Raw genomic sequence first — 25,388 nt, 5'->3', positions numbered from 1 at the left:
CAATCAAATCGCCAAAAGCCTGAAATCATCAGCCAAGCGTATCAATTAACGGTTCTTCGATCCCTCCAAATTTATCTAAAACCTGTAGTTGTCCAAATTATAAGAGATTAGGATTCCCGATCCTTGCATGTATCTACTGAGGCCGGAAGGAATATTCTAAAAGACAAAATTTAGTATCTCTGAGAAATCTTACCTCATGGCGTAAATACACTCATCGACGTTTTCAGAAAAACGATCTCGCAGCGGAGGCCGGGCTTATTATCAACGAGACGGATTGAACCTCCATGCAGGTGCACGATTGCCCGGACCAGGCTGAGTCCTAATCCGGTACCGGGCACGGTTCGGCTGGTGTCGAGCCGGACCATCTTTTCGAAAACGCGCTCATGTTCTTCGGCTGGAATACCGGGACCATTATCTGAAACGGCCATGATGACCCTGTTGTTTTCCATGTGAGCTGACAGGGAAATAACCGTCCCCGATGAACAATGGTTGATGGCGTTTTCGATGAGATTAGACAGTGTCTGCGTTAAGAGGATGCGGTTGCCGTCAAGTGTCAGGTTTAGGGCGGGGCTAATAATTGTCAGCGTCTGCCCTTGTTCCTGTGCGACGGGCTGATAGAGGTCAGCGAGCGTGTTGAAAAGATCTGCAACGACCAATGTCTGACTATCGGGAATACGGTCTCCTGCTTCAAGTTGTGCAAGTCTTAAAAGAGACGAGAAAATTTCCAGTGCGTCCTGCAGATTGTCCTGCGCCTGTGTGAGCGCGGTGCTCTGGATGTCATGGGTCGTTGCGGTCTGGGCCTTGTCGAGATTCTGGCCCAGCCGTGCCAGAGGTCGTCGCATATCATGTGCGATGTCGTCACTGATCTGCCGGACACTGGCGATCAGTGTTTCGTTTCTGTCGAGCATGGCGTTGAGGCTATGGGCGAGATGATCGAATTCGTCTCCTGTTCCATTCAGGGCAAGCCGTTGGGAAATATCGCCTCGCATGATTTTGCGGGCCGTCATGCTGATGACTTCAATTCTGCCGAGCACAATCCGACTGAGGACAAATCCCCCGCCAAGTCCGATTACGAGGAACACTATCGCGCTCCAGGCGAGTGTCAGCCAGAGATCGCGGCGGAGGGACTGGATAGGCGTCGCGTCAATACCGACGAAGAGGTAACCGCCGTCATTGAGTGTGGTTCCGTAACCGATGACAGGATGATGGTCAGGGGGATGCGTCCGATGCGTCCATGAGAGCCATCTCCAGCCCGCGATGGGGCGTAGATGAAACATATTTCCGATGACGACCTGTTCCTGGGCATCCTGCAGCAGATAGTAAAATCCAGGTTCGTTCTGGACCATTTCCCTGAGCGTGGGTTGGAGATGGATGACAGTCTGGCCCTGTGCTTCGGACAGAGCTTCGTCGCGTTCATTTGCAACAATGCGCATGGTCTGCTGTGAGAGCAGGCGTTGGCTGTGATAACCGGAGAATGCCGTTACTGTCATGCCTGTAAGGAGAAAACACCCCGCGAACATGGCGATGATCCGAAAGGATGAGCTGCGCAAAACCGGGAGACGGAGCGGGGAGCTGTGATGAGAAGCTGACATGCCATTATGTGCTTTTCAACATATAGCCTTGTCCCTTGAGCGTTTGGATAAGTGGCGGAGCGTCGCGCCCCAATCGTTCCCGTAAGCGACTGACATGGGTATCTACCAGATTGGTATGAAGCGGGAAATCGATGTCCCAAACAGCCTGTAGCAACATTTTTCGTGACAATGTTACGTGCGGATGTCGCATGAAATATTCCAGAAGCTTGAGCTCCTGGGCCTGCATGTAAAGCTTTTCTCCGCCGCGCCGGACTTCACGTGTCAGAAGATCGATTTCAAGATCGGCAAAAACCAGACGGGTCTGATCGTAGGATTGTTGAGCTCTTCTGAGGAGATTTTCCACACGAGCAGAGAGTTCCTGGAGGGAAAAGGGTTTTACAAGATAATCGTCGGCGCCGCTTCTCAGTCCGGTAACGCGCTCATGAATTCCATCCATTGTGGTCAGGAACAAGACTGGCGTGGTAATGCCAATAGCACGCAGATCTCTCAGGATGGTAAGACCATCAAGGCTTGGGAGGCGTCGGTCGAGGATAATACAGTCCCACGTGCCTGATATGGCGGCGTTTCTTCCCTGTAAACCATCTGCAATGATATTAATTGCAGTGAAAGGTGCAGCCAACCCACTTTCAATGTACCTGGCTGTATCCAGATCATCTTCGACAAGGAGAATATTACTTTGGGAGTGTGAAAGAGGCTCGTTCATCATATCCTGCCTGATCGTTCTACAAACTTGAAATCTGGTGTTTTACGGTACGAGCCAACCGATCAAGGGCACAATATAAGACTGGCGTCGTATAAAGGGTCAGCGCCTGGCTGACGGCAAGGCCGCCGAGAATTGTAATGCCCAACGGAAGGCGGAGTTCGGCTCCATAACCGTGGCCAAACATTAAAGGCAGCGCACCGAATGCCGCGGCAAATGTTGTCATCATGATGGGACGAAAACGGAGCATGCACGCTTCTTGGATCGCGTCTGCAGGAATGTGGCCAGATTTCTGAGCAGAAATCGCGAAATCAATGAGCATGATGGCATTTTTTTTAACAATACCGACCAAAAGCAGAAGGCCGATCATTGCCATGAGCGAAAACTCTTCCCCGAATGCCCATAGCCCGACCATTGCACCCACGCCTGCTGAGGGGAGCGTTGACAAGACAGTTACTGGATGGATCATGCTTTCATAAAGTATTCCCAAAATAATATAGATTCCGAGAACGGCGCAGCCGATCAATAAAATATTGTTATGAGAAGAATTGCGCATTTGTGCAGCATTGCCTGCATACGCCCCCCTGAGAGAAGAGGGGAGGCGGGTTTGCGCGACGATACGGTCAACAGCGGTCATCGCCTGACTCAAAGAAATGCCTGGAGCTAGGTTAAACGAAATTGTCGCTGCAATAGATTGGCCTTCATGATTGACAGTGAGTGCTGTGGCATTTGGGTGACGGCTTGCAACGACAGAAAGGGGGATCATCGTTTCTTGGGATGTCGAGACAGCAGACCCCGACGATGCTGAGCTTCCCCCCGCAAGACTGTTTGCAAGCTGATTGGTAATACTCTGTGTGCTGGTATCGGTGCTCGTTGCCGCCGTATTCGCCTGTCTGGCCCGGATAAGATTTGATTGGGATGCCCCTTTGGCTGTCCCGCCAGCAATGCTGATCCAATCCTGATCGAGTGACTGCGGAGATTGCCAGAAACGCGGAGAGACCTCCATGACCACGCGATACTGGTTCAAGGCATTATAGATGACGGACGCTGCGCGCTGCCCGTACGCATCATAAAGGACATTACTAACTAACTGCGGGGTAGTCTGTACACGGGCGGCTGTGTCACGGTCTAAGTGAATGTCCATACTGTTTCCGCCTAACAGGACGTCTGATGAAACGTCCATCAAAGTTTTCTCTTGGCTGAGAAGGGTTACAAGGCGCTGTGTGTAACGATAGAGCTCCTGCGGATCACTGCCCTGTAAACTGTATTGATAAGCGGCATTGCTCGGGCGTGCCCCAATTCGTATGGCGCCGCGTTGCAACGCAAAGAACCGTGCATCTTTCAAACTGTGCGTCCGCTGGCTCAATCGACTGATTGTTGTGGCCAATGTATCTGGACGGGTGTTCTTATCAGTGAGGCGAATGAAAATATTTCCCTGATTGGACGATCCCCGGCCACCAAGGAAACCGGCGACGTCGGCTACGTCAGGATCCTGAAGGAGCTGCTTTTGAACTGTTGCCATGTCTCGCTCCATGGCCTGAAACGAGATGGTTTCGTCTCCCATGACGCGCCCTAAAAGCATCCCGGTATCTTCGTCCGGAAACAGACCCTTGGGAAGGTTTTGATAAAGCGTCCATGTGAGGCCGAGGGAAAGGGGAAGAGAGAGCAGAACGAGGGTCGGATAACGCATGGCGATTGTCAGACTACGTGCATAAACTCTCAATATATGGTCATGCCAAACGTCCACAAAATGTGTGAATGTGTTATTTGCGGTTTGTGTTCCAAGGCGTGCGCAAAGCATCGGGGTGAGGCTGAGAGACAGGGCCGCAGAGATACAAAGACTTAGAGTAACGGTAACGGCAAATTCGTGGAACAGCCGGCCAGTCAATCCACCCATGAGCAAGATAGGCAGGAACACGATGATCAGAGAGGCTGTAATTGAGACGATCGTAAATCGCACCTCGCGTGCGCCGCGCCGCGCGGCGTTTAGTGGTGAAAGGCCAGCCTCAGCATGACGGGTAATGTTTTCAAGCACGACGATTGCATCGTCCACGACGAAGCCGGTCGAGATCGTCAGGGCCATAAGGGACATGTTGTCAAGGCCGTATCCGAGAAGCCACAGAAAGCCGAGCGTTCCCAGGAGAGAAACAGGAATCACGATGGCAGGGATAACGACGATGCGTGGGGAGCCTAGGAAGATGAGAGCGATCAGGATAACGAGGCCTAAGGAGAGGCCGAGCGTCATTCGGGTATCGGCAAGCGACGCTCGAATGACACTTGAGCGATCCATCACCACCGCAAGGTGAGTTCCCGATGCCAGTGTGTTTTGAAGAGTGGGGTATTCACGGGTGAATTGATCAATTGCAGCAACCGAATTCGCGCCAGCCTGCATATAGACCTGCGCGACAATTGCAGGCTTGCCATTATAGTAACCAGCGTTACGCACATCCTCCACACTGTCGATTATTGTGGCAACATCGACCAGATGAATAGGGCGTCCGTTGCGCCAGGCGATGACGAGGTCCTGATAATCGGCAGCTTTGTGCACCTGATCGTTGGTCGCAATCTGGAGGCGCAGTTTGGATGTCTCTATGAAGCCTTTTGGGGTGTGAGCATTAGCGGAAGCGAGCGCCGCGCGCACGTCCTCGAAGCCAAGCCCATATTTGTATAACATCAAAGGATTAATTTCGACGCGTGTGGCCGGTAATGCGCTTCCGCTGATTTGTACAAGCCCGACGCCGTGAATCTGGGCCAGTCGTGGCAAAAGTTTGTTGGTGGCTTGATCGTAAAGATCAGGCATTGTGCGCCTGTCGGAAGTCAGTGCAAGGATCAGGGCAGGCGGGTCATTTGGATTTGCTTTAGAGTAGGTCGGATTCTGGCGCAGAGTTGTTGGAAGATCGACGCGAGCAGCCTGTATTGCGGCTGCAACATCCCGGGCTGCCCCATTGATATCACGGGAAAGTTCGAACTGAAGCGTAATACTCAGCATGCCGGCACTGGACTGAGAGGTCATTTCCTGAAGGCCGGCAATGGTGCCAAGATGACGTTCAAGAGGTTCCGCAATGGAGCTTGCGATCTGTTCAGGTGTCCCGCCCGGCTGAAATGCCTGCACCCGAATGACCGGAAAATCAATGTTAGGAAGATCAGATACTGGGAGAGAAATGTAGCCCATGAGGCCAAACAGACAAAGCGATACAGTCATCAAAACTGTTGCAACAGGTCTGGATATAAACCAATCCGTCATTTAAAAAGTATTTCAACTCTGCATAAAGAAATTCACGATGCGGAACTGCTGAACTCAATTTGTCGGAATTCAATTTAGTACGCAAGACAAGGTGTGTAAGATTGGGAATTGTTAATAGAATCAGATATTTTTTACGATAGGCGTTATAGTATAGTGCTGACCGAGAGCGGAATGATCCTTCCGTTCCAATGAGTGTCTGGGATGCGCGGTTTTGGAATGAAGCCTCAGGAAAAGACTGTCATACAAATCTGAGTACCGGACCTCAGGAACAATGGCGATGCCAAGTTATGTACGTTGAAGCAGTGGAGGCTTCGGGTAATGCTCGGATTTGTTGCGCTTTTTGTCGTGGCCAGTGCTGCATTCTCGCTGAGTGCGGTCTCTGGTGGCGGAGCCGGTTTGATCGTTATGCCTTTGCTTGGATTGCTTCTCCCTGCTGATCACGTTCCAGCAGCGCTATCAATTGGGACGGCTGTAAGTTCTGCTTCTCGTATGGCTCTTTTTTTTAAAGTAATCCGTTGGCAAGTTGTCTTTTTGTATGTCCCAATGGCCCTCCCTGCTGCATGGGCAGGCATTCTCCTGTTGAAGCAGTTTCAGCCTGCCTATCTTGACCTGCTGCTGGGTCTGTTTTTGTTAAGTAATCTCCCTCTTATGTTGCGGCCCCGCAAAAAATCTGGAATCTCTTCAAAAACCAGCAATTCAGTTTGGTTACCGCTTATTGGCGCGTTAGCAGGTTTTATTTCGGGTTTTACAGGAGCTGTTGGTTTAATTTTTAATGGTTTTTATTATCGATTGGGCCTGCGCAAAGAGGAGATAGTTGCAACGCGCGCAGCCAATGACATTCTTCTTCATATATTTAAAGTTGTTCTCTACGCGTTGTATGGACTGATTGATCAAGCGACAATAAAAACCGGAGTTGTCGTCGCTATTGCGGCGCTCGCATCGTCATGGGGAATGAGGCTATATTTGCATCATATCCCGGATTATCTTTTTCGACAGATTGGTCGTGGTGCTGCGGTGGTAGCTGGCGTTGCGATGGTTGCTCTGGCTGGGCGACAGATCCTTGTTCAAGATCGTATTGTTCTTTACTTCAATCATACAGAAAAGGCCGTCGAACTCGCTGCAAATTGGCGTCAGCACAAATTGTCTGTGGAGGTGGAAAACCTGACTGAAGTAGAACTACGCCATAGCGTTCTGTGTAGAGGTGTTACCTGCATAGAAAATCCTAAAATCCAGGACATGGATACGATACTCCATATTTCTCTGGATCGCGGAATTTATATAGCTAAACGCATTCCATCATTAGGTTCAGGACTCATAACCAGAACATGATGGTTGCGGCGAGGCAGACGGCTGAGAAGAAGACTGTCGGAGACCTGGAGGGATCGAAGAACTGTTTGTTGATGCGCTTGTCTGATGATTTTAGTTTTTTGGCGCTTTGATTGAGGGTTTCCGGGGTGACTTTCGCTCTGCGTTTTGAGCAGATCACGGTCCATCGCCAGTGGGAGGACTACGCGCTCGCGTTCAATCTTTCGAGGAAGAGGAAGCGGCGCATATTATAGACGATATTGGCAAGGCCGATCCTCATGGTGGCCCGGGTGATACCGACAGTTCGGACGAACAGACCCATTTGCGATTTCTGATCGGCAAAGACATGCTCGACACGAGATCGGACCACCGACTTTCCAGCATTCGATTTCTGGATATGCCGGGGCATAGGTTAGAGATGCGACTTTTTCCTGTGAACCTTCGAGACAAAGCCCTGCTTGTCCATGAAGTCCTCATTGGCTTTCGAGCGATACGCTGTATCAGCCCAGACGCTTGAGGCCGTATTGGTTTTATCCAGAAGGCCCTCGCGCAGTCTGGCACCATCACTGGCAGCAGCATCCGTTGTCTTCCATTTCCGGATGAACCGGAACTTCCGGTCGATGGAAACATGGGACTTGTAGCCAAAGAACGGAATGGCGAGGTCCGTGGCTGGGATCGTCCCGTCATCCTGCCGCTTCGCTTTGGTAAACTTCAGTGTCCAGCGCGCATGACGGTCCTTATGCGACAGCTTTGCGGGTTTGTCCTGCCAATCTTCAGGAATACGCCCTGCCCGGAGGTCAGCTTTCTCAGCGTTCGTATTGCGCTGCTTTGGGGCGGTTACCAATGTCGCATCCAGGATCTGGCCGGACATTGGCAGATAACCGGCGGTCCGCAGAGTGGCATCAAACCGGTCAAACAGTCTTTCAATAGCTCCCGCCTGGGCCAGACGCTCACGGAACAGCCAGACCGTTTTGGCATCAGGTACCCGGTCCGACAGTCCCAAACCGAGGAAACGCATGAAGGACAGGCGGTCGTTGATCAAATATTCCGTTCGCTCGTCGGACAGATTGTTCAGCGTCTGGATCACCAGAATCTTGAACATCAACACGGGATCAAACGGCGGTCGTCCACCTTCGCTCCCATCTGAATAGGCCAGAGCCTTCTCCAGATCAGGGCGGAACACCTCAAAATCCACTGTCCGGGAAAATGCCTCAAGCTGATCGCCAAGCCCGCTCAGCCGAGCAAGCCGCTCTTCAACATCAAAGAAACCAGACTGCTTCATCATCCATTCCGTCAATCAATGCAGGAGTGATGGAATCACACAGAGAGTCTCAAATCCAGAAGGTTTTTCGAACCCTCCAGATCGGGCTGGCCAATATCGTCTACAATATCCGCCGCTTCCTCTTCCTGGAACGGATCAGCGCGAGCACGTAGCCATCGCAAGTGGCGATACTCCCCGGTCTGTTCAAAGCGCAGATCAAAAGCGACCCAAAGAACCCTCAATCCAATCGCTAAAAGCCCAAAATCAAAACCAAGGAACATCAATTAACGGTTCTGCGATCCCTCCAACAGATTTCGCTCGACGCCTCTTTCTGCGTCACACGCCGAACAGATGTCCGATCCCGCCGGTGACGATCATCGCCACAATACCCCAGAATGTTACGCGCAGCGCCGGCCGCAAGGGAGTTGCGCCACCGGCGACTGCACCAACAATGCCCAGAATGACGAGAACCACGACGGACGTCAGCGAGACGCTCCAGGACACCCACGAAACGGGAGCCAGAACAGCCGCCAGAACGGGCAGCACCGCCCCTGAAGAAAAGGCAGAAGCCGAAGCAAATGCCGCCTGGATGGGCCTGGCCGCTGTGGCCTCTGAAAGTCCCAGTTCATCCCGGGCGTGAGCGCCAAGGGCATCATGCTGCATGAGGGCGACGGCCACCGTGTGGGAGAGATCTGCATCCAGCCCACGCTGCTGATAGATCCCCGCCAGCTCAGTCACTTCTCCGTCCCAGTCCGTAGCCAGTTCCTGTTTCTCACGGGCGATATCGGCCTGTTCTGAATCCCGCTGGGAACTGACCGAAACATACTCCCCGGCCGCCATGGAGAGGGCACCCGCCACCAGCGCGGATAATCCTGCGATGAGGATACTGCCGCGCGTCGCGTGAGAACTGGCGACACCAACAATCAGGCTTCCAGTGGAGAGTGTTCCATCATTGGCGCCGAGGACGGCGGCGCGCAGCCAGCCAAGTTTCTCGACAGCATGACGTTCAGCGAGAGGATGAAGTCGCGACATAAGATTATCCGTTGGAAATCTGAATGTTATCAGGAATAGTCTTTCAATTTCCGCATGACAACAAATAATTAATTATAATATTGCGAGTTATTTTCAATCGAATTTATTATTTATCATTCCTGTTTGTTCAGGTTCCCGTCAGGTTTGGTGTGATATAAACTACAGTTTCTTCACTGTTATCTGAGAGAAGGTGCATGCCTGACGCGATGCCGGATATCACGTATACCCAGCGCTATGACAGGCCGACGGTTGCCCTTCACTGGGCAACCGCCTTTCTGGTACTGTTTCAGTTCGTCCTTGGCGAAAGCTGGGGCTGGCCTGCAAAACCGGTTCATCATCTGATGGTCGTTGCGCATCTGACAGCGGGCATCCTGTTGACGGCCATCATGGGGTTCCGCATTGCCTGGCGCCTGACGAAAGGTCGTCAGTTGTCATACCTTCTGAGGCCGCTCGATCGTTTCTTTGCTATGGGCGTGGAATATACACTCTATGTGCTGCTTCTGGCTGAGATCGTACTTGGCTATCTCTGGCGATGGGGGGCGGGGCAGACCATGAGTTTTTTCGGCCTTCTGATGCCCTCACCTTTTACCCGTTTCTCCGCGCCTTTTCTTCATGGGATTCAAACCATCCATCACTGGAACGCATGGTTGATTGTCGCGATCGCCTCAGGCCATGGCATGGCGGCGATTTTCCATCAGGTCATTCTGAAAGACAGGGTTTTAGGCCGTATGATGCTGCGTGGAGATCAAGGCGCCAATCCTCTGTTCACTCAAAATCCGTAAGGGCGCGCTTTCTTCCTGAGCTTCATATGGAGGTGCCTATGACAAAACGATTCACGACAGCTCTCCTATCAGTCAGTCTGCTTATGACCTGTTCCGCTGCCTATGCAGACCCTCCTTGGGCACGCGGCGAGCATGATCATGGTGGTCATGATCACCATGGTGGGGGACATGGCTATGGCCACATGAAACACTGGCAGAGAGGCGACTATTATTCCGGTCCGCGTGAGCAGCGCTGGATGGTCAGTGACTGGCGGGGACGGCGGGGGCTCTGGGCTCCTCCTGCGGGTTACTACTGGATGCAGTCAGGCGGACAGTATCTTCTGATGGCTGCGGCAACCGGTCTTATCGCAGGGGCTGTCGCTGCTACTGTTGGTTCCGAAGCACCAGCCTACCCGACAGCACCGAATTATGCTTCGCCTTATTAGAGGAGAAATGATTACCATTCCTCGCAGACTTATGCAGACTTTTTGTGATTGAGGACGTCGATCTGTCGGCATGGCGCTCTTGAAATGTGCATGACGTCGGTCTCGCGCCTGTCCAGAAGAGAAAGGGCTCACCCTGATGACCACCGTGCCCTGCGATGCAGCGCCAGAACGTCAACGAACGGCCGCAGCATGGGAAGTTCTGTTCATTTTCCTCCGGCTGGGCATCACCTGCTTCGGCGGACCGATCGCGCATATCGGATATTTCCGCAATGAGTTTGTCGTTCGACGCCGGTGGCTTGATGAGCGCGCCTATGCGGATCTTGTGGGGCTCTGTCAGTTTCTGCCCGGTCCGGCAAGCAGCCAGGTGGGATTTTCTATTGGTCTGATACGAGCGGGCTATCTTGGCGGCGTCGCTGCGTGGATCGGCTTTACTCTGCCTTCGGCATTCGTCCTTGTTCTCTTCGCCTATAGCGCGAGTGCACTCGCGGGACCGATTGGCCTCGGGCTTTTGCATGGATTGAAACTCGTCGCCGTGGCCATCGTTGCACAGGCTATGTGGGGTATGGCACGAACGCTGTGTCCCGATCGGGTCCGCGGTTCCATCGCGGTAATAGCCGCACTCACCATTCTTCTCATTACCTCGCCTTTTGCCCAGATCGGCGCTATTGCCATCGGCGGCGTTATCGGCCTGTGGTTCTGTCGTGCTATTGCCCCATCGGACAGCGGACATGTCGCCACGCCTGTGTCGCGCCGTGTTGGGGCGGCCGCACTTCTGGTCTTTGTGGTGTTGCTCTCTGCTCCCCTTATTCTTGGACGCCATGGCGCACCTGGGGGATTTTCACTGTTCAATGCCTTCTACCAGTCTGGCGCGCTCGTGTTTGGCGGCGGTCATGTGGTGCTGCCATTATTACAAGAAGCTTTTGTGATACCAGGTTTTGTCAGTAATGACGCTTTTCTCGCCGGTTATGGCGCAGCACAGGCGGTTCCGGGCCCGCTCTTCACGTTTGCCGCCTATCTCGGTGTGATTATCAAACTCCCACCCCACGGTGTGGCAGGTGCCTTCCTTGCCTTGCTCGGTATCTTTCTGCCAGGGATCCTGATCCTCATCGGTGTATTGCCCTTCTGGGATTCCTTCCGTAGTCGTCCCGCGGCGCAGGCCGTCATGCGTGGCGTCAATGCAAGTGTTGTCGGTCTGCTGGGCGCCGCATTGTACACGCCAGTCTGGACGAGTGCCGTCAAGTCGTCAGACGATTTTGGACTTGCCCTTGTCGGCTTCGCTCTGCTGACACTCTGGCGAGCACCACCACTGGTCGTCGTTGTTCTCAGTGCCGTGGGAGGAATCGTTCTGGGACAAATAGCGTAGTGAAAAACTGGTCATGGAATTTGATCAACATGGAATGCAACGTCTCGGCGGACGCGAACTGTTTAGTCCCAGGATTTGATGGATAGAGCGTCAGAGTTCCTGGTCCGTTCAGACGTAATCTTTGATCTAACTGACCTGCAATCGAACTGTCACCAGGACGCCTCTGTCCGTTCCAGGTATAGGCGAACTCACCACCATGTCTGCATGCAGCTGCTGAGCTATCTGTCGCGCAATCGCCATGCCGAGGCCGCTGCCTTCTGCATCGGTCTCTCCTCTGACGAAAGGCTTTTCCATATCCCGCAAAACTTCAGATGGCAGCGTTTCGCAATCATTGCAGATCAGGACTTTATGATCTTGCGTGATGATCACACTGACGGCTTGCACAGATGAACCATGAAGAACGGCGTTTTCGAGAAGATTGCGAAACAGGATACCTGTTGCATCCATATCGCCCCGGATCATGAGATGAGATGCTCCAGAAAATTCAATCGTCTGGTTTTTTTCCCGCTCAAGTTCTTCTGCCAGAAATCGAATGACAGGCACCAGATCGAACATGCTTCCGGTGAGTGCGATCCCTGATGTCGCTCGTGAAAGCTGAAGCAGCTTTTCCATCATCCGGCCAATTCTGCGGGCCTGCTGCATGATGATCGTTGCACGCTCTTCATAGTCCGACCCTACAAGAAAATTCCTGAGAACCTGAACCTGTGCAAGAAGCGCTCCTACTGGATTACGCAACTCATGGGCCGCGTTGGCCGCAAAAGCGCGCTCTGTCGAAAGCGCCATTTTCAGACGTTCAAGCAGGAGATTGACGGCCGAGTGAATGGACACCAGTTCTTCGGGGAGATCCAATGGGGGAACGGGTGCCAGATTCGATCCTCCCCGGCTCCTGATTTCCTGCTGAAGGCTGGTCAGAGGACGCATGGCGCGACGGACACGCCAGCGGACCAAAATCCAGATCGCCGGGAAAAATATTACCATTGGCAGAACTGAAATCAGAATAGCCCGCCTGACAGCTTCATTTCTGTGAAAAGTCGGCTCACCCACCAGAATGTAATGGCGACCAGACGCTGATGGTACGACATACACTCTGAATAATGAGATGTTGTAAAATCCTGACTTCAGACGTGGTACGAATAGCGTCTCCGGCGCATTCTGTGACCTGACCTCAAGGCGACCGTCCGGTGTGGTGATCTGGTAGGCCAACGTTCGCCGGTTCACCCCGGGGAGTTGCGCGATCTGACCACCTGGGGTGGCAGAAGCCCTGTCGGTTCTGTCCAGTTCACTGATGACAAACTCCAGACGCTCGGCCACTTCCTGTAACGAGTTGTCAAGACGCTCCGTAACTTCATAGCGGGTAAAGGCCGCAACAAGAATACTGAGAAGCACCAGGGCACCAAGCACGATGATCAGTGTTCCGGACACGATACGGGACGCCAGACTCCAGCGCTTCATCGGGACGTGTTCTCCGCGAGACAATAGCCTCTCCCCCTGACCGTCATGATCAGACCCGGTCCGGTTTTCTTCCTTATCCTGCTGACGAAAACTTCAATGGCGTTGCTTTCCACATCGTCACTGAGACCATAAAGGGCGTCTTCAATCTGCTCACGACTGCAGACTGCTCCAGGCCGGCGCGCAAGAAGTTCGACAATGGCCCATTCACGCGCAGACAGATCGACTGTCTGTCCATCGCGTTCAAGCTGACGGCGCGCGAGGTCGATCCTGATAGTACCAATCATGACCACATTGTCTGGCAGGGCCGCATAACGTCTGGCAACAGCGTCAATACGGGCGACGAGTTCGTCGAGATCATAAGGTTTGACAATATAATCATCCGCGCCTTCTGACAGCCCCGCGATCCTGTCACTGACCTGATCCTGAGCTGTCGTGATCAGGATGGCCAGAGATGAACAGTCCCGCCGGATTTCCCGCAGCAGGGCCCGACCATTACCGTCTGGAAGACCAAGATCCAGAAGCAGGAAATCATAAGAAGAGGCGATCAGGGCTGCACGGGCATCGGTCAGGGTCTTGAACCAGTCGACGACGTGTCCGGCCTGGCGCACACGGTCTCTTACTGCCGAGCCCAGTGCAGGTTCGTCTTCGATAATCAGGATTTTCATGCAATGCGATTTTTCATGATACGCGCGTAGAGAGAGGGCAGCACAAGCAGGGTCAGGAGTGTCGAGGAGATCAGACCACCAATAACGACCGTAGCTAGAGGGCGTTCAACTTCGGCGCCGGCACTGGTTGAGACTGCCATGGGAATGAAACCAAGACTGGCGACCAGAGCTGTCGCCATGACCGGCCGGAAACGTTCTTCCGCGGCTTCATACGCGGCACGAGCAGCATTCAGGCCCGCCACGCGCAGCGAATTAATGGCGGTGATGAGTACCACGCCATTCAGAACCGCCACACCAAACAGCGCAATAAACCCGATCCCCGCGGAGACGCTGAATGGCAGGCCACGCAGAGCGAGGGCCAGGATGCCACCTGTCGTGGCAACTGGCAGATTGACGAAAACAAGTCCGGCCAGCCAGACGGAATTCAGCGCAATGACAAGCAGGGCAAAAATCAATACCAATGCGATCGGCACGACAACTCCCAGACGTGCCATGGCTGATTTCAGATTCTGGAACTGACCCGCCCACACGATGCGATAACCGGGAGGCATGGTGATTTTTCTGCTGACTGCCTTCTGTGCTTCGGTAACAAAGGAGCTGAGGTCTCGTCCACGAACATTGGCCTGTACGATCAGACGACGGCGGATATTATCCCGGCTGATACGGGGCGGACCGTCCTGTACCGTGACCTCCGCGATTTCTGAAAGCAGGACCGCTCCTCGGCCATCGGCACGGCGTACCCTTAGGCGGGCAATCTGGTCACGTGTGCCTGCCTGGGCTGGATCGAAACGGACCTGCGTGCTGATCAGGGCGTTACCAACTGTTACGGGCCGTCCAATATGACCACCGACCGCTTCGACCACGTTCAGAAGTTCCTGCTGGGAAATACCCAGCCGTGCCGCCTTTCGACGATTAATGTCGATATGGATGAAAGAAACGGTACCATCTCCCTGTGGAGCCACGTCGGCCGCACCGGGAATGGTTTTCATGATGCTTGCTACCCTGTCCCCCAGACGCGCCAGCGTAGCGAGATCATCCCCATAGATCGAAACGGCAATCTGGGTCCTGACACCGGACAGGAGGTCATCCATCCGCATCTGCACTGGCTGGCTCCATGACTGCTCCATTCCAGGCAGTTCAGTGCCCAGCACCTGACTCATTGCCGTAACGAGTCCCTCCTGTGTATGCGCTGTGGTCCACTGTGATGGTGGCTTCAGAAAAATGAAACTGTCTGTCTCGTTAACACCCATCGGATCAGTCGGAATGGCTGATGTTCCTGTATTGCTGACAACGCTGGTAACCTCGGGAAAGCGACGCAGAATACGCTCCTGAAGGCTAACCTCCTTCAGGGCCTCGGGCAGCGAAATGCTGGGCAGTCGTGTCGTAGTTACCGTCAGGGCCCCCTCATCGAGAGACGGAATGAATTCGCCACCCAGATGCAGAGCGGTCCAGACAGAAAAAGCAAAAATCGCGAAAGTTGTGCCAAACAAGGTCCGTGGTCGGTTTTCACACCAGTTTAGCATGGGACCATAACCACGACGAAGAAAAGCAACCAGACGGGTATCGTCATGATGGTTGGCAGACCTCATCGCCAAAGCCCCAATCACCGGTATCCCGACAATACAGTAAAACAGAGAGGCCAGCAGGGCCATGATGACCGTCTGCGCCATGGGGCGAAACATTTTTCCCTCGATATCCTGCAATGTCAGGATCGGCAGGTAGACCATCACAATAACAAGAATGCCGAAACTTACGGGACGGAGGACTTCGGTTGCCGCTGAGACTGCGAGGGAAGCCAGCGGCGTAGTCTGTCCACTGGCCCGGTCACGCGCACGATGGGTCATGAGATTTTCAACCACGACGAGCGAACTGTCGACGATCATGCCGAAGTCGATGGCGCCGAGGCTGAGCAGATTGGCGGAAATTCCGAACCAGCGCATTCCAGCCATGGCGCAGACGAGCGCAAACGGGATGACAGAGGCGATGACCAGGGAGGCCCGCCAGTCACCGATCACCACGATCAGAACACTGATGACCAGGAGTGCTCCAACGACAAGATTTTCCTTTACGGTCCTGATGGTACTGTCTGTCAGCGTCGAACGCACATAATAAGGCTCAAGCGTCACGCCTTTAGGGAGAGACTGACGAATACCGGGAAGTGCCTCTTCGATGGCGGCTAAGGTGGTGTCGGAACTCGCTCCCATGCGCATCATGATGACGCCAATGACAACCTCGCCCTGACCATCACGCGTGACGGCCCCCAGTCGTGTTCTCGGTCCCATGGAAATGTGCCCGACATCCCGCAGGAAAATGGCGGAACCGTTGGTGTTGGTCCGGACGGGAATGGACCCAAAGTCGTCAAGTGAACCGATCAGGCCGCGTCCGACAACGATTTGCTGTTCTTCACCATGCTCAATCCATCCACCTCCTGATGCGGAGTTATTGCCATCCACCGCTCGGAAAACGTCATCAACTGACACACCCAGTGCCATAAGGCGGGCCTGATCGAGAGCGACCTGAAATGTCTGTTCGGCACCGCCGTTCACGTTGACGTCCACGACGCCTGGAACCAGTTTCAACTGCGGCGCGACAGTCCATGTCATCAGACGGTTCAGATCCATCAGCGAATAACCGTCGCCTTTGATCTGCAACTGCATGATTTCACCAAGGCCTGTAGCGAGTGGCCCGATATTCACACTGACTCCCGGCACAGATATCGTGCCTCTGGCCTGCTGAATCCGTTCTTCCACACGGGCACGGTCAAGATTGATGTCCGTCTCATCCGCGAACTGGATGTAAACGACCGAGACTCCTGAACGGGAGACCGACCGGAGATCTGTCATCTCCGGGATGCCGGCCATACTGGCCTCGATCGGAAAGGTGATCAGCCGTTCGACTTCTTCCGTAGCGAGGCCCGGAGCAACAACAGAAACGAGCACCTGCCGGGGCGAAATGTCGGGCACGGCTTCCACGGGAAGGCCACGCACGATCATACACCCGGCGATGAACGTCAGGCAGATTACCCCAAGGACCAGCCAGCGTCGGGTCTGCAGGGCGGAGAGAACGCTACGCATGACGCTCTTAGTCTCCATCATTCATATCTGACACCAGCATCACCGCCTTCAGGGCAAATGCGCCTTGCGTTACGATCCGCTCACCTGCGGAGAGGCCAGAGGTAATGACTTTCTGTCCATTGCCCGTAACACCAACATGCACTTCCTGTGCTCGAAACCGGTTTGGACTCACCGACACAAACACAGTGCTTACGCCGTTGATTTCTGTGACAGCGTTCTCCGGCACAATGATGCCTGCCGTCTTTTCGCGTGTTGGCAGATGGGTATTGAGGAACATGCCTGGATGAAGACTGCCATCTGGATTGGGGGCCGTGCTTATGACGCGGACGAGGCCTGTGACCGGATCCGCCATACTCCCTACCGAAGTTATTTTCGATTTCAGTAATGTCGTCCCTGTGTCCGATGTAAGTTCGGTGGTCTGCTCGCCGCCCTGGATCACCTGAGCAGCATCCTGAGGCAGGATGTCAGAAACAATCCATACCGAGGACATGTCTGTCAGACCCATCAGTTCCGTCGCAGGGGAAATGTCGTCGGCCACACCAACGAACACGCTCTGTACTTCCGCTGTGGTCGGCGCAATGATTGACGATGTCTCATCCAGCGGACCGGTCTGGGCTTTATCTGATTCCGTAACGGAGTTGTATTCTTCTTCAAGTTGATGCTTCAGCGTATCGACATCAGCCTGTCGAGCTATAACGTCGTCTTTTGCTGCCTGGAATATGGCCAGGCGACGCCTGGTCTCTCCTGCTGCGACTGTTGTGCCTTCCAGTTCATACCCCCGGTGGTAGGCTGACGACGCATTCTGAGAGGCCGCATACGCTGTCGCCAGTGCCGCCTGCGCTCTTGTCATTTCAAGGCGGACCAGGTGTAATGAATGATCCTGATAGGTAAGAAGCGTCTCTCCTTTGTGCACATGCTGACCAGGTACCACAGCAACATTCAGAACTTTACCGGACCCTGCCGGGTGAATACGGACGACATGCCCCGCCTCGGCTGTGACGGTTCCCATTGCATCCAGATTTTTTGCGAGTGTACCACTCCTTGCGATCGAGATTACCAGAGCAGAGTTCTTCTGCGCTGCCTCTCCCATTACGACAGTCGGCGCACTGTCGGCGGCTCGTGCAGGCGACTCAGTAAAGCGAAAAATAATCATGACACAGAGTAAATATTTCCAGTCTTTCATGGAGGCAGATGAAATAGTCACTGGAATTCTCCTGCTGCGATCAATGTTCGTATGATGGCGGCGTGCCAGGCAACTTCTGCCTGATTACGGAGCTGCAAAGCCCTGCTGGCAGCGGATCTGGCTCGTAACAGTTCGACCAATGATGTCTCACCGACCTGCCATGATCGATTCATCTCATTTGCGCGACTGTTCATACTCTCAGCGGACAGAACAGAATTTCTGAACATGTCTTTCGTGGCCGTCAGATGAGAAAAAACCTGAGCAAGTTCCTGCCTGACATTGCGGCGGGCCTGCTGCTCCTGATTGATAGCCGCAGCCAACTTGTTGCGGGCGTCCGTTTCCATGGGGACGTTGCGGACATCGCTGGGAAGCGGGATGGAAACTGTTACCCCCACGCGGTCGTCCCACGGGCTGCCATACTGTTTTTCGTGAATTGCAGCTACGCCAACTTCAGGGTTCGGCATGAAGGAGGCTTTGGCGAGATGCACGCCAGCTTCCGCTGTACGCACGGCCTGACGGGCGGCTCTGACGCGAGGGTCATTATTTTCGAGAGCTTCGGCAGAGAAGAGTCCGTCATGCGCTAACGCCACATTGTCAAAAGAGAGGATATCGGGGACGGTCGGGCGACCCAGCAAGATACGAAGCGCTGAGGTCGCTGTCTCGACCTGCTCTTCGGACTGGGAATATTCATTGGCTGCATTCGCGATTTCAGAAGCGATGATCTGCTGATCGGCAAGCGTCATCTCTCCGATGTGCTTTCCACGGATTACAGAGGCCCGGATTTTTTCCAGTGTGTCTTTCTGGATGCGTGCGATTGCCAGTCGGCGCTGAGCCATAACGACGTTGGCTGATGTATCCAGAACTCTCATGGCCACCGCCATTCGTGCCACATGCAGCCGTTCCTGGATGGTAAGCGCTTCTGCTCTCGCAACTCCCACAGTTGCGCTACCTTGTCCCGGCAGCCAGAGCGGTACAGACACGCCTCCCTGATAGGTTGTGTATCCTTCATTGCTGCCAATGGCATGATCATCGAAATACTGGCCGGAGACAGTCGGGCCGCCGGCAAACCAGGAACCGGCTGCCTCGGCCCGTGCTGCTGCTGAGCGATAGTTTGTATTCAGTTCAGTCCGATCGGGATCGACAGCCCAGGCCACTTCAACGGCTTGGGAGAATGGGATACTTCCTGCTTTTGCAACTGAAAATGGAACAGAAGAAAGCAAGATAACCAATACATAATATATATATGGAGTTTCCATATAATGGATTATTTTATTTAATGCAGAACACAAATAAAGATAATAACCATCACGATACCGCATAAAATAATGCCACCCGTACGTATTATCATGCAAAAGAAACTGCGACATGATTGATATCATACCAGATGAAGCTGACAGCTCCCTGAACGACGGCTCTGAAATGAATACCGCAAAGAATACAAGTTATGAAAGAGCACCTGCAGACCTCACAACTTATCAGTTTTACCCGGATGTCAATAATGCGGCATTGGTTGGTGAAACTGGATGGAGGGTTCGAAAAACCCTCTGGTTTTGAGACTCTCTGTGTGATTCCATCACTCCTGCATTGATTGACGGAATGGATGATGAAGCAGCCGGGTTTCTTTGATGTTGCAGAGCGCTTTGCTCGATTGAGCGGGTTAGGTGTCAGGTTGTGAGACGTCATTGGCGTAAACCATGATACGGTCGACGTCGTTCATGATACTGACTTCTGTCATAGTTTTATAGCTTAGATTACGCAGACGTGGTCTCTGCCTGAGGCGCTCGGCGACTTTGGCGGTAGGCGAAAGGCCGCCCAGAACTCGCTGTCGGCGCAGGTTATAGGCGTGATTGAACCCATGCAGCAGGACTTCGAGATCCGTGTGGTGTGCGACGTTGATCGGCAGAACCTCGGTTGCGATGCGACCGTTGAACCGCTCGACCATCCCGTTCGTCTGAGGGGAATACGCTCTGGTTCGCCGACGATCGACATTCTGACAGGCTTTCTCGAAGGCGTCTGCAGTGAAGCACGAGCCTCGGTCGGTCAGGATATGCGTGATCCGGAAAGGAAAGGCGGTTTTGACGGTCTTTAGAAAATCGACGGCATTGGCAGCATTCTCGGCGTCGTAGACGGCCAGATGCACGAAACGTGAGCAGCGGTCGATCGCGACATACAGGAAGCGTTTACGGGCCTCGCCATCTTTGGTTTGCAGCTTCGGCAGATGCTTCACGTCGATATGGACATAGCCCAGGTCGTAGTCCCGGAATGTGCCGTCGCCGCGCACGGGACAAATTTTCTCCTTCGGCGGCCGTCGGTTGAGCCCTGCGTCCTTAAGAATACGCCAGACGCTATCTCTGTTGAGGTGAGGCAGGAAGTGCCGCAGCACGAACGTCAGGTCATCGAGCCCGAATTCGGTGGCGCGACGAAGATGGCAGACAATCGCGCGTTCTTCCTCGGTCGTTTTCCAGGCCAGTAACCGGGGCTTACTGCTTCGATCCGTGCATCCCTCGGCTCCACGCCTGCGCCATTTGCGCACCGTCTCGTCGCTGACGCCGAAGCGTCGCGCCAACACCCCGGTCCCTTCCATCGAGCGTGCGATTTCGGCCCGGACGACAGGTGTGGTGCGGGCTTGCGGATGGATCTGATGCATTAACAATCACTCCGGCGTTCAACGTCAAACCAGGGGGCGTAAGCGGCAATAGCCCACGATACGCTGTCCCAATGACGTCTCACAACCTGACAACTACGCGAGGGCTTGCTGGATAAAACCAATACCGCCTCAAGCGTCTGGGCCGATACCGCGTATCGCTCGAAAGCCAACGAAGACTTCATGGAAAAGCAGGGCTTTGTCTCAAAGGTCCACAGGAAAAAGCCGCATCTCAAGCCCATGCCCCGCCACATCCAGCGGTCCAACGCAGGGAAGTCGGTGATCCGGTCGCGTGTCGAGCATGTCTTTGCCGATCAGAAATCGCAGACGGGGCTCTTCATTCGGGTTGTCGGTATCACCCGGGCCACCATGAGGATCGGACTGGCCAATATTGTCTACAACATGCGCCGCTTCCTCTTCCTCGAGAGGTTGAACGCGAGCGCGTAGCTATTCAGCGGGTGCCAATCCTCAATCTGCTCAAAACGCAGATCAAAAGCTACCCCAAAAACCGTCAATCAAATCGCCAAAAACCAGAAATTACTCGCCAAGGCATATCAACAAACAGTTTTTCGATCCCTCCAGGTCGCTCATCTCCAGTCTCCTCGCAGAACCTGAATCAGATTTCCACAATTTAATCAATGGGGCCTGAGCCTAAGATAGTTGTCAGATTTACGGGTTCAATTTCCTTACAGGCGCCTTCGAGAGGCCACGCAAGGCAGTCAGTAGCTCCTCCGAGACCTGAGAGGTTCTTTCGAGGTTTCTTAAAACAAAAGCAGCCTTCGTGAGATCAGTGTCACCGGTACGAGACCATGATCGCAAGACAACGCGCAGCCGATTTCTGATAGGCTGTGGAGTCTGTTTCGTGGTCGCAATTGCCCATAATTCAGTAATCCACATACCCAGAACCATGATCTGCATGTGTCTGTCTATATAATCCAGTAATACCTTATGCGGCACATTTTGAGATGTCTCAATCAGGCGGACCATACTGTTCGCATTGGAAGCAAGCCATTGTTCCACAGATAAACGCGGTTTGGATATTCCCAGAGCACGCAAGCTTCGCTCCATTTGGAAAGTCCTACGTTTTAGCCGCTGATCGGCCCGAAATGGAAGCACTACGCCGAAAGTGATCCATACAAACAGAACGGCGCCCAAAAACGCGCTCGTCCCGTTCAGAAAGGAAATCTCGTCATAACGACCCGAATTAGAGGGACCAATCAAAACAGGCAAAAACATATTGAAGGAGAATGCATGATTCACAAGAAATGGGGTGCGCGCAGCTAATCCACCAATAATCATAGGAATCATAAGCAGGACCGTGAGATATTCGGGCGCCGTCACTGACGGAATGATCAGGAATACATACAATCCGGCGACCACAGTACACCAGACTGCGCCCTGAAAAAAACCGCTAGACGCAAGAACCGGTACGTCCCGCGTTGCAAGAAGGCCGTAAATCAGAGCCACAAAAGATACAAATGCAGGCCCGGAAGACCAAGCGGTGACTTCCCACAACAGCCATGCTCCAATAATCCCTATAGCAGCACGTATCCCGTTTTGAAGGGCTTCAGCTAAATGGCGTGGAGGTCTGGCTTTAAACGTAAAATGATCCTGCGTTCGAGGAACCTCTATAGCTTGAATATGCGATCTTATGACCTCGATATTCCGCTCTAGCTTTTTTTGTCCTTCGCCCCCTCGCGCACTTACCAGAACGGTTAGCAAGTGTGCGAGTACAGCCCGGGCATGATCTGGTGCCCGCCGTGCGGCAGGCCCCATTTCAAGAGCATCAAATTCTATTCGGGTATCAGATGCCACCACCTTCTGCAAAAAACGGGTTTCGTCCTCAAGATCGGTTTTATAAAAGCCTTCAGTCAATATGTAGGTCTCAATATCGTTCGTGAGACCAGAGAGTTTTTCCAGAAGTCGTACACGTGCTTTTTGGGAAATATTGTTCAGAAACAGAGCCGCCATAACGGCTTCGCACACATTACCCAACACAATGTAGGTGCCGCGTGATATCGCGACATCAAAAACATTATCGGGGTTTTCAATGGCACCCGTTGCAACAATTGCGGACGTAAACCCGACGACTAGCAGACCATAGCGCCGATACCCATTGAAGAATGTCGCACTTCCACAACAGAGTCCGATCCAGAAAGCCAGAGAAATGAAAAACAATCCTGACTGCTGAGGAAAGCAGGCCATAAGACCGACCCCCATGAAGCAGCCAATACCGGTTCCAATCAGTCGCCAGCGGGCTTTGGAAAGTGACTCTCCGCGTGATGCGGTAGCAACCACCCAGACGGTCAGAGGTGCCCATTGAGGACTGCCAAGCTGCAACCAGATTGCAATAAAGAGCGAAAGAATAGCAGCCACCGAGGTACGAACTGCAAAACCCAGATTAGCAAGAGACGGCGTCAGAAGCCACGTCAACTCGATCTTTCGGTTTATGGCCTGAGGACTTCCTCCTTTTTCCATAACGGTAATACTTTTCCTTTCATCTGGAAAAGCACAGAGACGTGGAGACGAAAAAGATCAAAGTCTTTGTTTTGATTTCATCATAAGTATTGCTTATGACTCAAGCGTGTCGCCCAGACATAAGTCACAAGCCAATTCCCAACTTTTTATCATAAGAGCCGTCTGGACCGGTTGCGCCAGACGTACAATCCCCACTCCCAATGCTGGACATTGTTTCATACGCATGATGTTCAGACGAGAACGATCGGTCGGTAGCGCACCAAGAGGCAGAATTCCCGCTGATCGACCAGAAAGAAGTTCAGCATAAAGGAGTTCCAAAGAGTTCGTTTCCAGAAAAACCGTTGGTTCGACACCAATGTTCTTGAAGCACTGATCCACAATCTGACGACTCCGCATCTCTTTCCCCAAGAGACAGAGCGGCTGTTTTCCGACGTCGGACCAGTCATAAGCATCTCGACGCGAAGCCTGAACCTTTTCAGACGTAATAAAAAAATGCTGTTCAGAATAGAGTTCATGCGTTTCAAACACGTCGGTCTGCGGCACCTGGTCAAGATATACCAACCCCATCTGGATGCGTCGCTCTTTGAGATCGTGAATAATTTTCGCGTTCGGTGCGACAGACACTTCAACGCGAAGTGAGGGGATAAACGCGCGCAGACGCTCAATCAACAATGGTGTAATCTGTAGTGCTGGTGGCATGACACTCACAGACAACGTGCCCCCCGCTACAGCTTGGGAGAATGACGCTTCCTGTCGCAGACCGTCCAAGGCTGCGACAGTTTGCCTGGCCCAGACAAGAACCCGTTGGCCTTCCTCCGTCAAACCAAAAACACGGCGATTACGCCGTACAATAGGGAGTCCAAGCTCGTCTTCAAGCTGGCGAATTGCCATGGACAAAGCAGGTTGGGAGACGCCACAATGTTCCGCTGCCCGTGAGTAGTGACGAAATTTGTCAAGCGCAATCAGATAGGTGAGTTGTCGAATGAACATTACATCCTGCGATGGAATAGTTTTCTTGATTCCGGCACTCTATCTCGCCCGGTAAGAAAAATCCTAGCAACTGTGTTTAAGCGGCGGAGCTAATGCGCCATGGCAGGCCTGTTTTGAGGACGGCGTTGGCGATTGTGATGAGACGCCGTGCGATAGCGACGATCACCAGTTTATGTGGCTTGCCCCGCTGTTTCATGCGTTTGGCGACAGCTTTCAGAACAGGATTATGGCAGGCAGCTGCCAATCCTGCTTGGAACAGGACGTGACGGAGAGATCTTCTTCCCCCTGAAATGACACGTTTCCCCCGCATCGCGCCACTATCGTGAGCCATTGGTGCAAGTCCGGCCATGGCAGCAGCTTCTGTCGCCGTCATACGGCCGAGTTCTGGCATTTCTGCGAGAAGCATGGAGACTGATACCGGGCCGATACCAGGAATGGAGCGGAGAAGTTCTGCTTTCGCGGAGAGTTCTTCTGCCTCTGCGATAACGCTTTCAATCCGTTGTTCGAGCTCGCTGATCTGGCTTTCGAGAAATGCTTTGAGACTGCTGTCCATGTCCTCCAGTTCAGCGCTCACACCCTGTTTGCGGCGCGCCGAAATCTGGGCAGAAAGCCGTTTACGTGCCTCCACCATCTGAGCTCTGCGCACCGTCAGTGCCCGCAGAAACTGGAGTTTTACATCCGGCAGTGTTCGTCCTGCTTCTGGACGAAAAGCCATAAAGCGCGCAATCAATTCCGCATCGATCTGATCGGTTTTCGCGCGTTTCCCCATGGAGAGTGCGAAAGCTTTGATCTGTGCAGGAGGCAACTGGACTGCATTGAGTCCCATACTGATGAGAAGACGCCAGAGTGCCCATTCCTGTCCACCGGTGGCTTCAAACCCAATTTTGAGACCGTCCGGCATACTCTGAAGAGTTTCCAGTAATCTGGCATGGCCATCAGGTGAATTCTGAAAACGAAATCTCTGCTTTTCTGGCAGGCGAAAGCCATCGAGCCAGTCTCGGGACACGTCTATTCCAATGACGGTTTGCGCAGACATATCACTCTCTCTTTCTTATGTTCGCGGTCCCGAAAGCGGGCCGCCGTCAACTGTTCGAGACGGTGAAGAGAGGCGAGATCAGCCTGCTAGAAAACGTGGTCAGGCTACCAGGTGTTAAGCGCTGTATCTCACCTCATGAACGCCCCTGGCCAGGGGCGTTCA

The 25,388-nt window shown here is 53.3% G+C and carries 19 protein-coding genes and 2 pseudogenes; 6 read left to right on the top strand and 15 right to left on the bottom strand.

The window, feature by feature from the left end:
• Positions 1–194 precede the first annotated feature (194 nt).
• Genes ABDK75_RS14080 through ABDK75_RS14070 form a run of 3 tightly spaced genes read right to left on the bottom strand, consistent with a single transcriptional unit; the run spans position 195 to position 5,536 of the window.
• Positions 195–1,592, bottom strand: a complete 1,398-nt coding sequence (locus ABDK75_RS14080; RefSeq protein WP_346006201.1) for a HAMP domain-containing sensor histidine kinase — start codon at positions 1,590–1,592, stop codon at positions 195–197.
• 4 nt (positions 1,593–1,596) lie between these two features.
• Positions 1,597–2,298: a response regulator transcription factor gene (locus ABDK75_RS14075; protein WP_228124472.1), complete on the bottom strand. Its 702-nt coding sequence runs from the start codon at positions 2,296–2,298 to the stop codon at positions 1,597–1,599.
• Positions 2,299–2,314: 16 nt separating this feature from the next.
• On the bottom strand, positions 2,315–5,536 hold the full coding sequence (locus tag ABDK75_RS14070) for an efflux RND transporter permease subunit (RefSeq protein ID WP_346006200.1): 3,222 nt from the start codon (positions 5,534–5,536) through the stop codon (positions 2,315–2,317).
• A 318-nt stretch (positions 5,537–5,854) separates the two neighbouring features.
• Here ABDK75_RS14070 and ABDK75_RS14065 point away from each other — a divergent pair, with 318 nt between their 5' ends.
• The gene (locus ABDK75_RS14065; protein WP_062020752.1) at positions 5,855–6,865 is read left to right on the top strand and encodes a sulfite exporter TauE/SafE family protein; all 1,011 of its coding nucleotides are present in this window, start codon (positions 5,855–5,857) and stop codon (positions 6,863–6,865) included.
• 178 nt (positions 6,866–7,043) lie between these two features.
• On the opposite strand, the pseudogene ABDK75_RS14060 reads toward ABDK75_RS14065, so the two are convergent.
• From ABDK75_RS14060 to ABDK75_RS14050, 3 genes and pseudogenes are all read right to left on the bottom strand, one after another.
• Positions 7,044–8,126 (bottom strand): annotated as a pseudogene (locus tag ABDK75_RS14060) (IS5 family transposase).
• Between the two features lie 32 nt (positions 8,127–8,158).
• Complete coding sequence (locus tag ABDK75_RS14055; protein ID WP_169925651.1) at positions 8,159–8,383, bottom strand: hypothetical protein; 225 nt, start codon at positions 8,381–8,383, stop codon at positions 8,159–8,161.
• 55 nt (positions 8,384–8,438) lie between these two features.
• Entirely contained in the window at positions 8,439–9,134 is a 696-nt protein-coding gene (locus tag ABDK75_RS14050) for a VIT family protein (RefSeq protein ID WP_062020882.1), read from the bottom strand.
• Positions 9,135–9,328: 194 nt separating this feature from the next.
• Between ABDK75_RS14050 and ABDK75_RS14045 the strand changes: the two genes are divergently transcribed.
• The 3 genes from ABDK75_RS14045 to chrA all read left to right on the top strand — a co-directional run bounded on the left by ABDK75_RS14045 (position 9,329) and on the right by chrA (position 11,704).
• Positions 9,329–9,916, top strand: a complete 588-nt coding sequence (locus ABDK75_RS14045) for a cytochrome b (protein ID WP_062020879.1) — start codon at positions 9,329–9,331, stop codon at positions 9,914–9,916.
• A gap of 38 nt (positions 9,917–9,954) precedes the next feature.
• The gene (locus ABDK75_RS14040; RefSeq protein WP_062020876.1) at positions 9,955–10,341 is read left to right on the top strand and encodes an RcnB family protein; all 387 of its coding nucleotides are present in this window, start codon (positions 9,955–9,957) and stop codon (positions 10,339–10,341) included.
• 136 nt (positions 10,342–10,477) lie between these two features.
• On the top strand, positions 10,478–11,704 hold the full coding sequence (chrA, locus tag ABDK75_RS14035) for a chromate efflux transporter (RefSeq protein ID WP_062020873.1): 1,227 nt from the start codon (positions 10,478–10,480) through the stop codon (positions 11,702–11,704).
• Positions 11,705–11,830: 126 nt separating this feature from the next.
• Here chrA and ABDK75_RS14030 read toward each other — a convergent pair whose 3' ends face one another.
• The 5 genes from ABDK75_RS14030 to ABDK75_RS14010 are packed head-to-tail and all read right to left on the bottom strand — an operon-like array spanning position 11,831 to position 19,298.
• Complete coding sequence (locus tag ABDK75_RS14030; RefSeq protein ID WP_062020861.1) at positions 11,831–13,156, bottom strand: HAMP domain-containing sensor histidine kinase; 1,326 nt, start codon at positions 13,154–13,156, stop codon at positions 11,831–11,833.
• Complete coding sequence (locus ABDK75_RS14025) at positions 13,153–13,821, bottom strand: response regulator transcription factor (protein ID WP_062020857.1); 669 nt, start codon at positions 13,819–13,821, stop codon at positions 13,153–13,155. The genes ABDK75_RS14030 and ABDK75_RS14025 overlap by 4 nt, the downstream gene beginning before the upstream one ends.
• Positions 13,818–16,895, bottom strand: a complete 3,078-nt coding sequence (locus ABDK75_RS14020) for an efflux RND transporter permease subunit (RefSeq protein ID WP_062020854.1) — start codon at positions 16,893–16,895, stop codon at positions 13,818–13,820. The genes ABDK75_RS14025 and ABDK75_RS14020 overlap by 4 nt, the downstream gene beginning before the upstream one ends.
• Before the next feature lie 7 nt (positions 16,896–16,902).
• Entirely contained in the window at positions 16,903–18,099 is a 1,197-nt protein-coding gene (locus ABDK75_RS14015) for an efflux RND transporter periplasmic adaptor subunit (RefSeq protein WP_253783088.1), read from the bottom strand.
• Complete coding sequence (locus ABDK75_RS14010; RefSeq protein ID WP_346006199.1) at positions 18,096–19,298, bottom strand: TolC family protein; 1,203 nt, start codon at positions 19,296–19,298, stop codon at positions 18,096–18,098. Before ABDK75_RS14010 ends, ABDK75_RS14015 begins: the two co-directional genes overlap by 4 nt.
• A gap of 145 nt (positions 19,299–19,443) precedes the next feature.
• On the opposite strand from ABDK75_RS14010, the gene ABDK75_RS14005 reads away from it, so the two are divergent.
• Positions 19,444–19,632, top strand: coding sequence for a hypothetical protein (locus ABDK75_RS14005; RefSeq protein ID WP_346006198.1), 189 nt, complete (start codon positions 19,444–19,446; stop codon positions 19,630–19,632).
• A gap of 103 nt (positions 19,633–19,735) precedes the next feature.
• Here ABDK75_RS14005 and ABDK75_RS14000 read toward each other — a convergent pair whose 3' ends face one another.
• Complete coding sequence (locus ABDK75_RS14000; RefSeq protein WP_346006197.1) at positions 19,736–20,725, bottom strand: IS481 family transposase; 990 nt, start codon at positions 20,723–20,725, stop codon at positions 19,736–19,738.
• A 102-nt stretch (positions 20,726–20,827) separates the two neighbouring features.
• Here ABDK75_RS14000 and ABDK75_RS13995 point away from each other — a divergent pair.
• Positions 20,828–21,169 (top strand): annotated as a pseudogene (locus ABDK75_RS13995) (transposase); the annotation flags it as partial.
• Positions 21,170–21,391: 222 nt separating this feature from the next.
• Here ABDK75_RS13995 and ABDK75_RS13990 read toward each other — a convergent pair.
• The 3 genes from ABDK75_RS13990 to ABDK75_RS13980 all read right to left on the bottom strand — a co-directional run bounded on the left by ABDK75_RS13990 (position 21,392) and on the right by ABDK75_RS13980 (position 25,226).
• Positions 21,392–23,200 carry an FUSC family protein gene (locus ABDK75_RS13990; protein ID WP_346006196.1) on the bottom strand — a complete coding sequence of 603 codons (1,809 nt, stop codon included), beginning with the start codon at positions 23,198–23,200 and terminating at the stop codon, positions 21,392–21,394.
• Between the two features lie 93 nt (positions 23,201–23,293).
• Complete coding sequence (locus ABDK75_RS13985; RefSeq protein WP_346006195.1) at positions 23,294–24,190, bottom strand: LysR family transcriptional regulator; 897 nt, start codon at positions 24,188–24,190, stop codon at positions 23,294–23,296.
• A gap of 76 nt (positions 24,191–24,266) precedes the next feature.
• Positions 24,267–25,226, bottom strand: coding sequence for an IS110 family transposase (locus ABDK75_RS13980; RefSeq protein ID WP_346006194.1), 960 nt, complete (start codon positions 25,224–25,226; stop codon positions 24,267–24,269).
• Between the last annotated feature and the right edge of the window lie 162 nt (positions 25,227–25,388).

The sequence above is a fragment of the Gluconobacter sp. OJA genome, assembly GCF_039638325.1.
GTDB lineage: Bacteria > Pseudomonadota > Alphaproteobacteria > Acetobacterales > Acetobacteraceae > Gluconobacter > Gluconobacter cerinus.
Note: the sequence above shows the minus strand (reverse complement) of the source record. Positions and strands in the feature narration are given on the sequence as shown.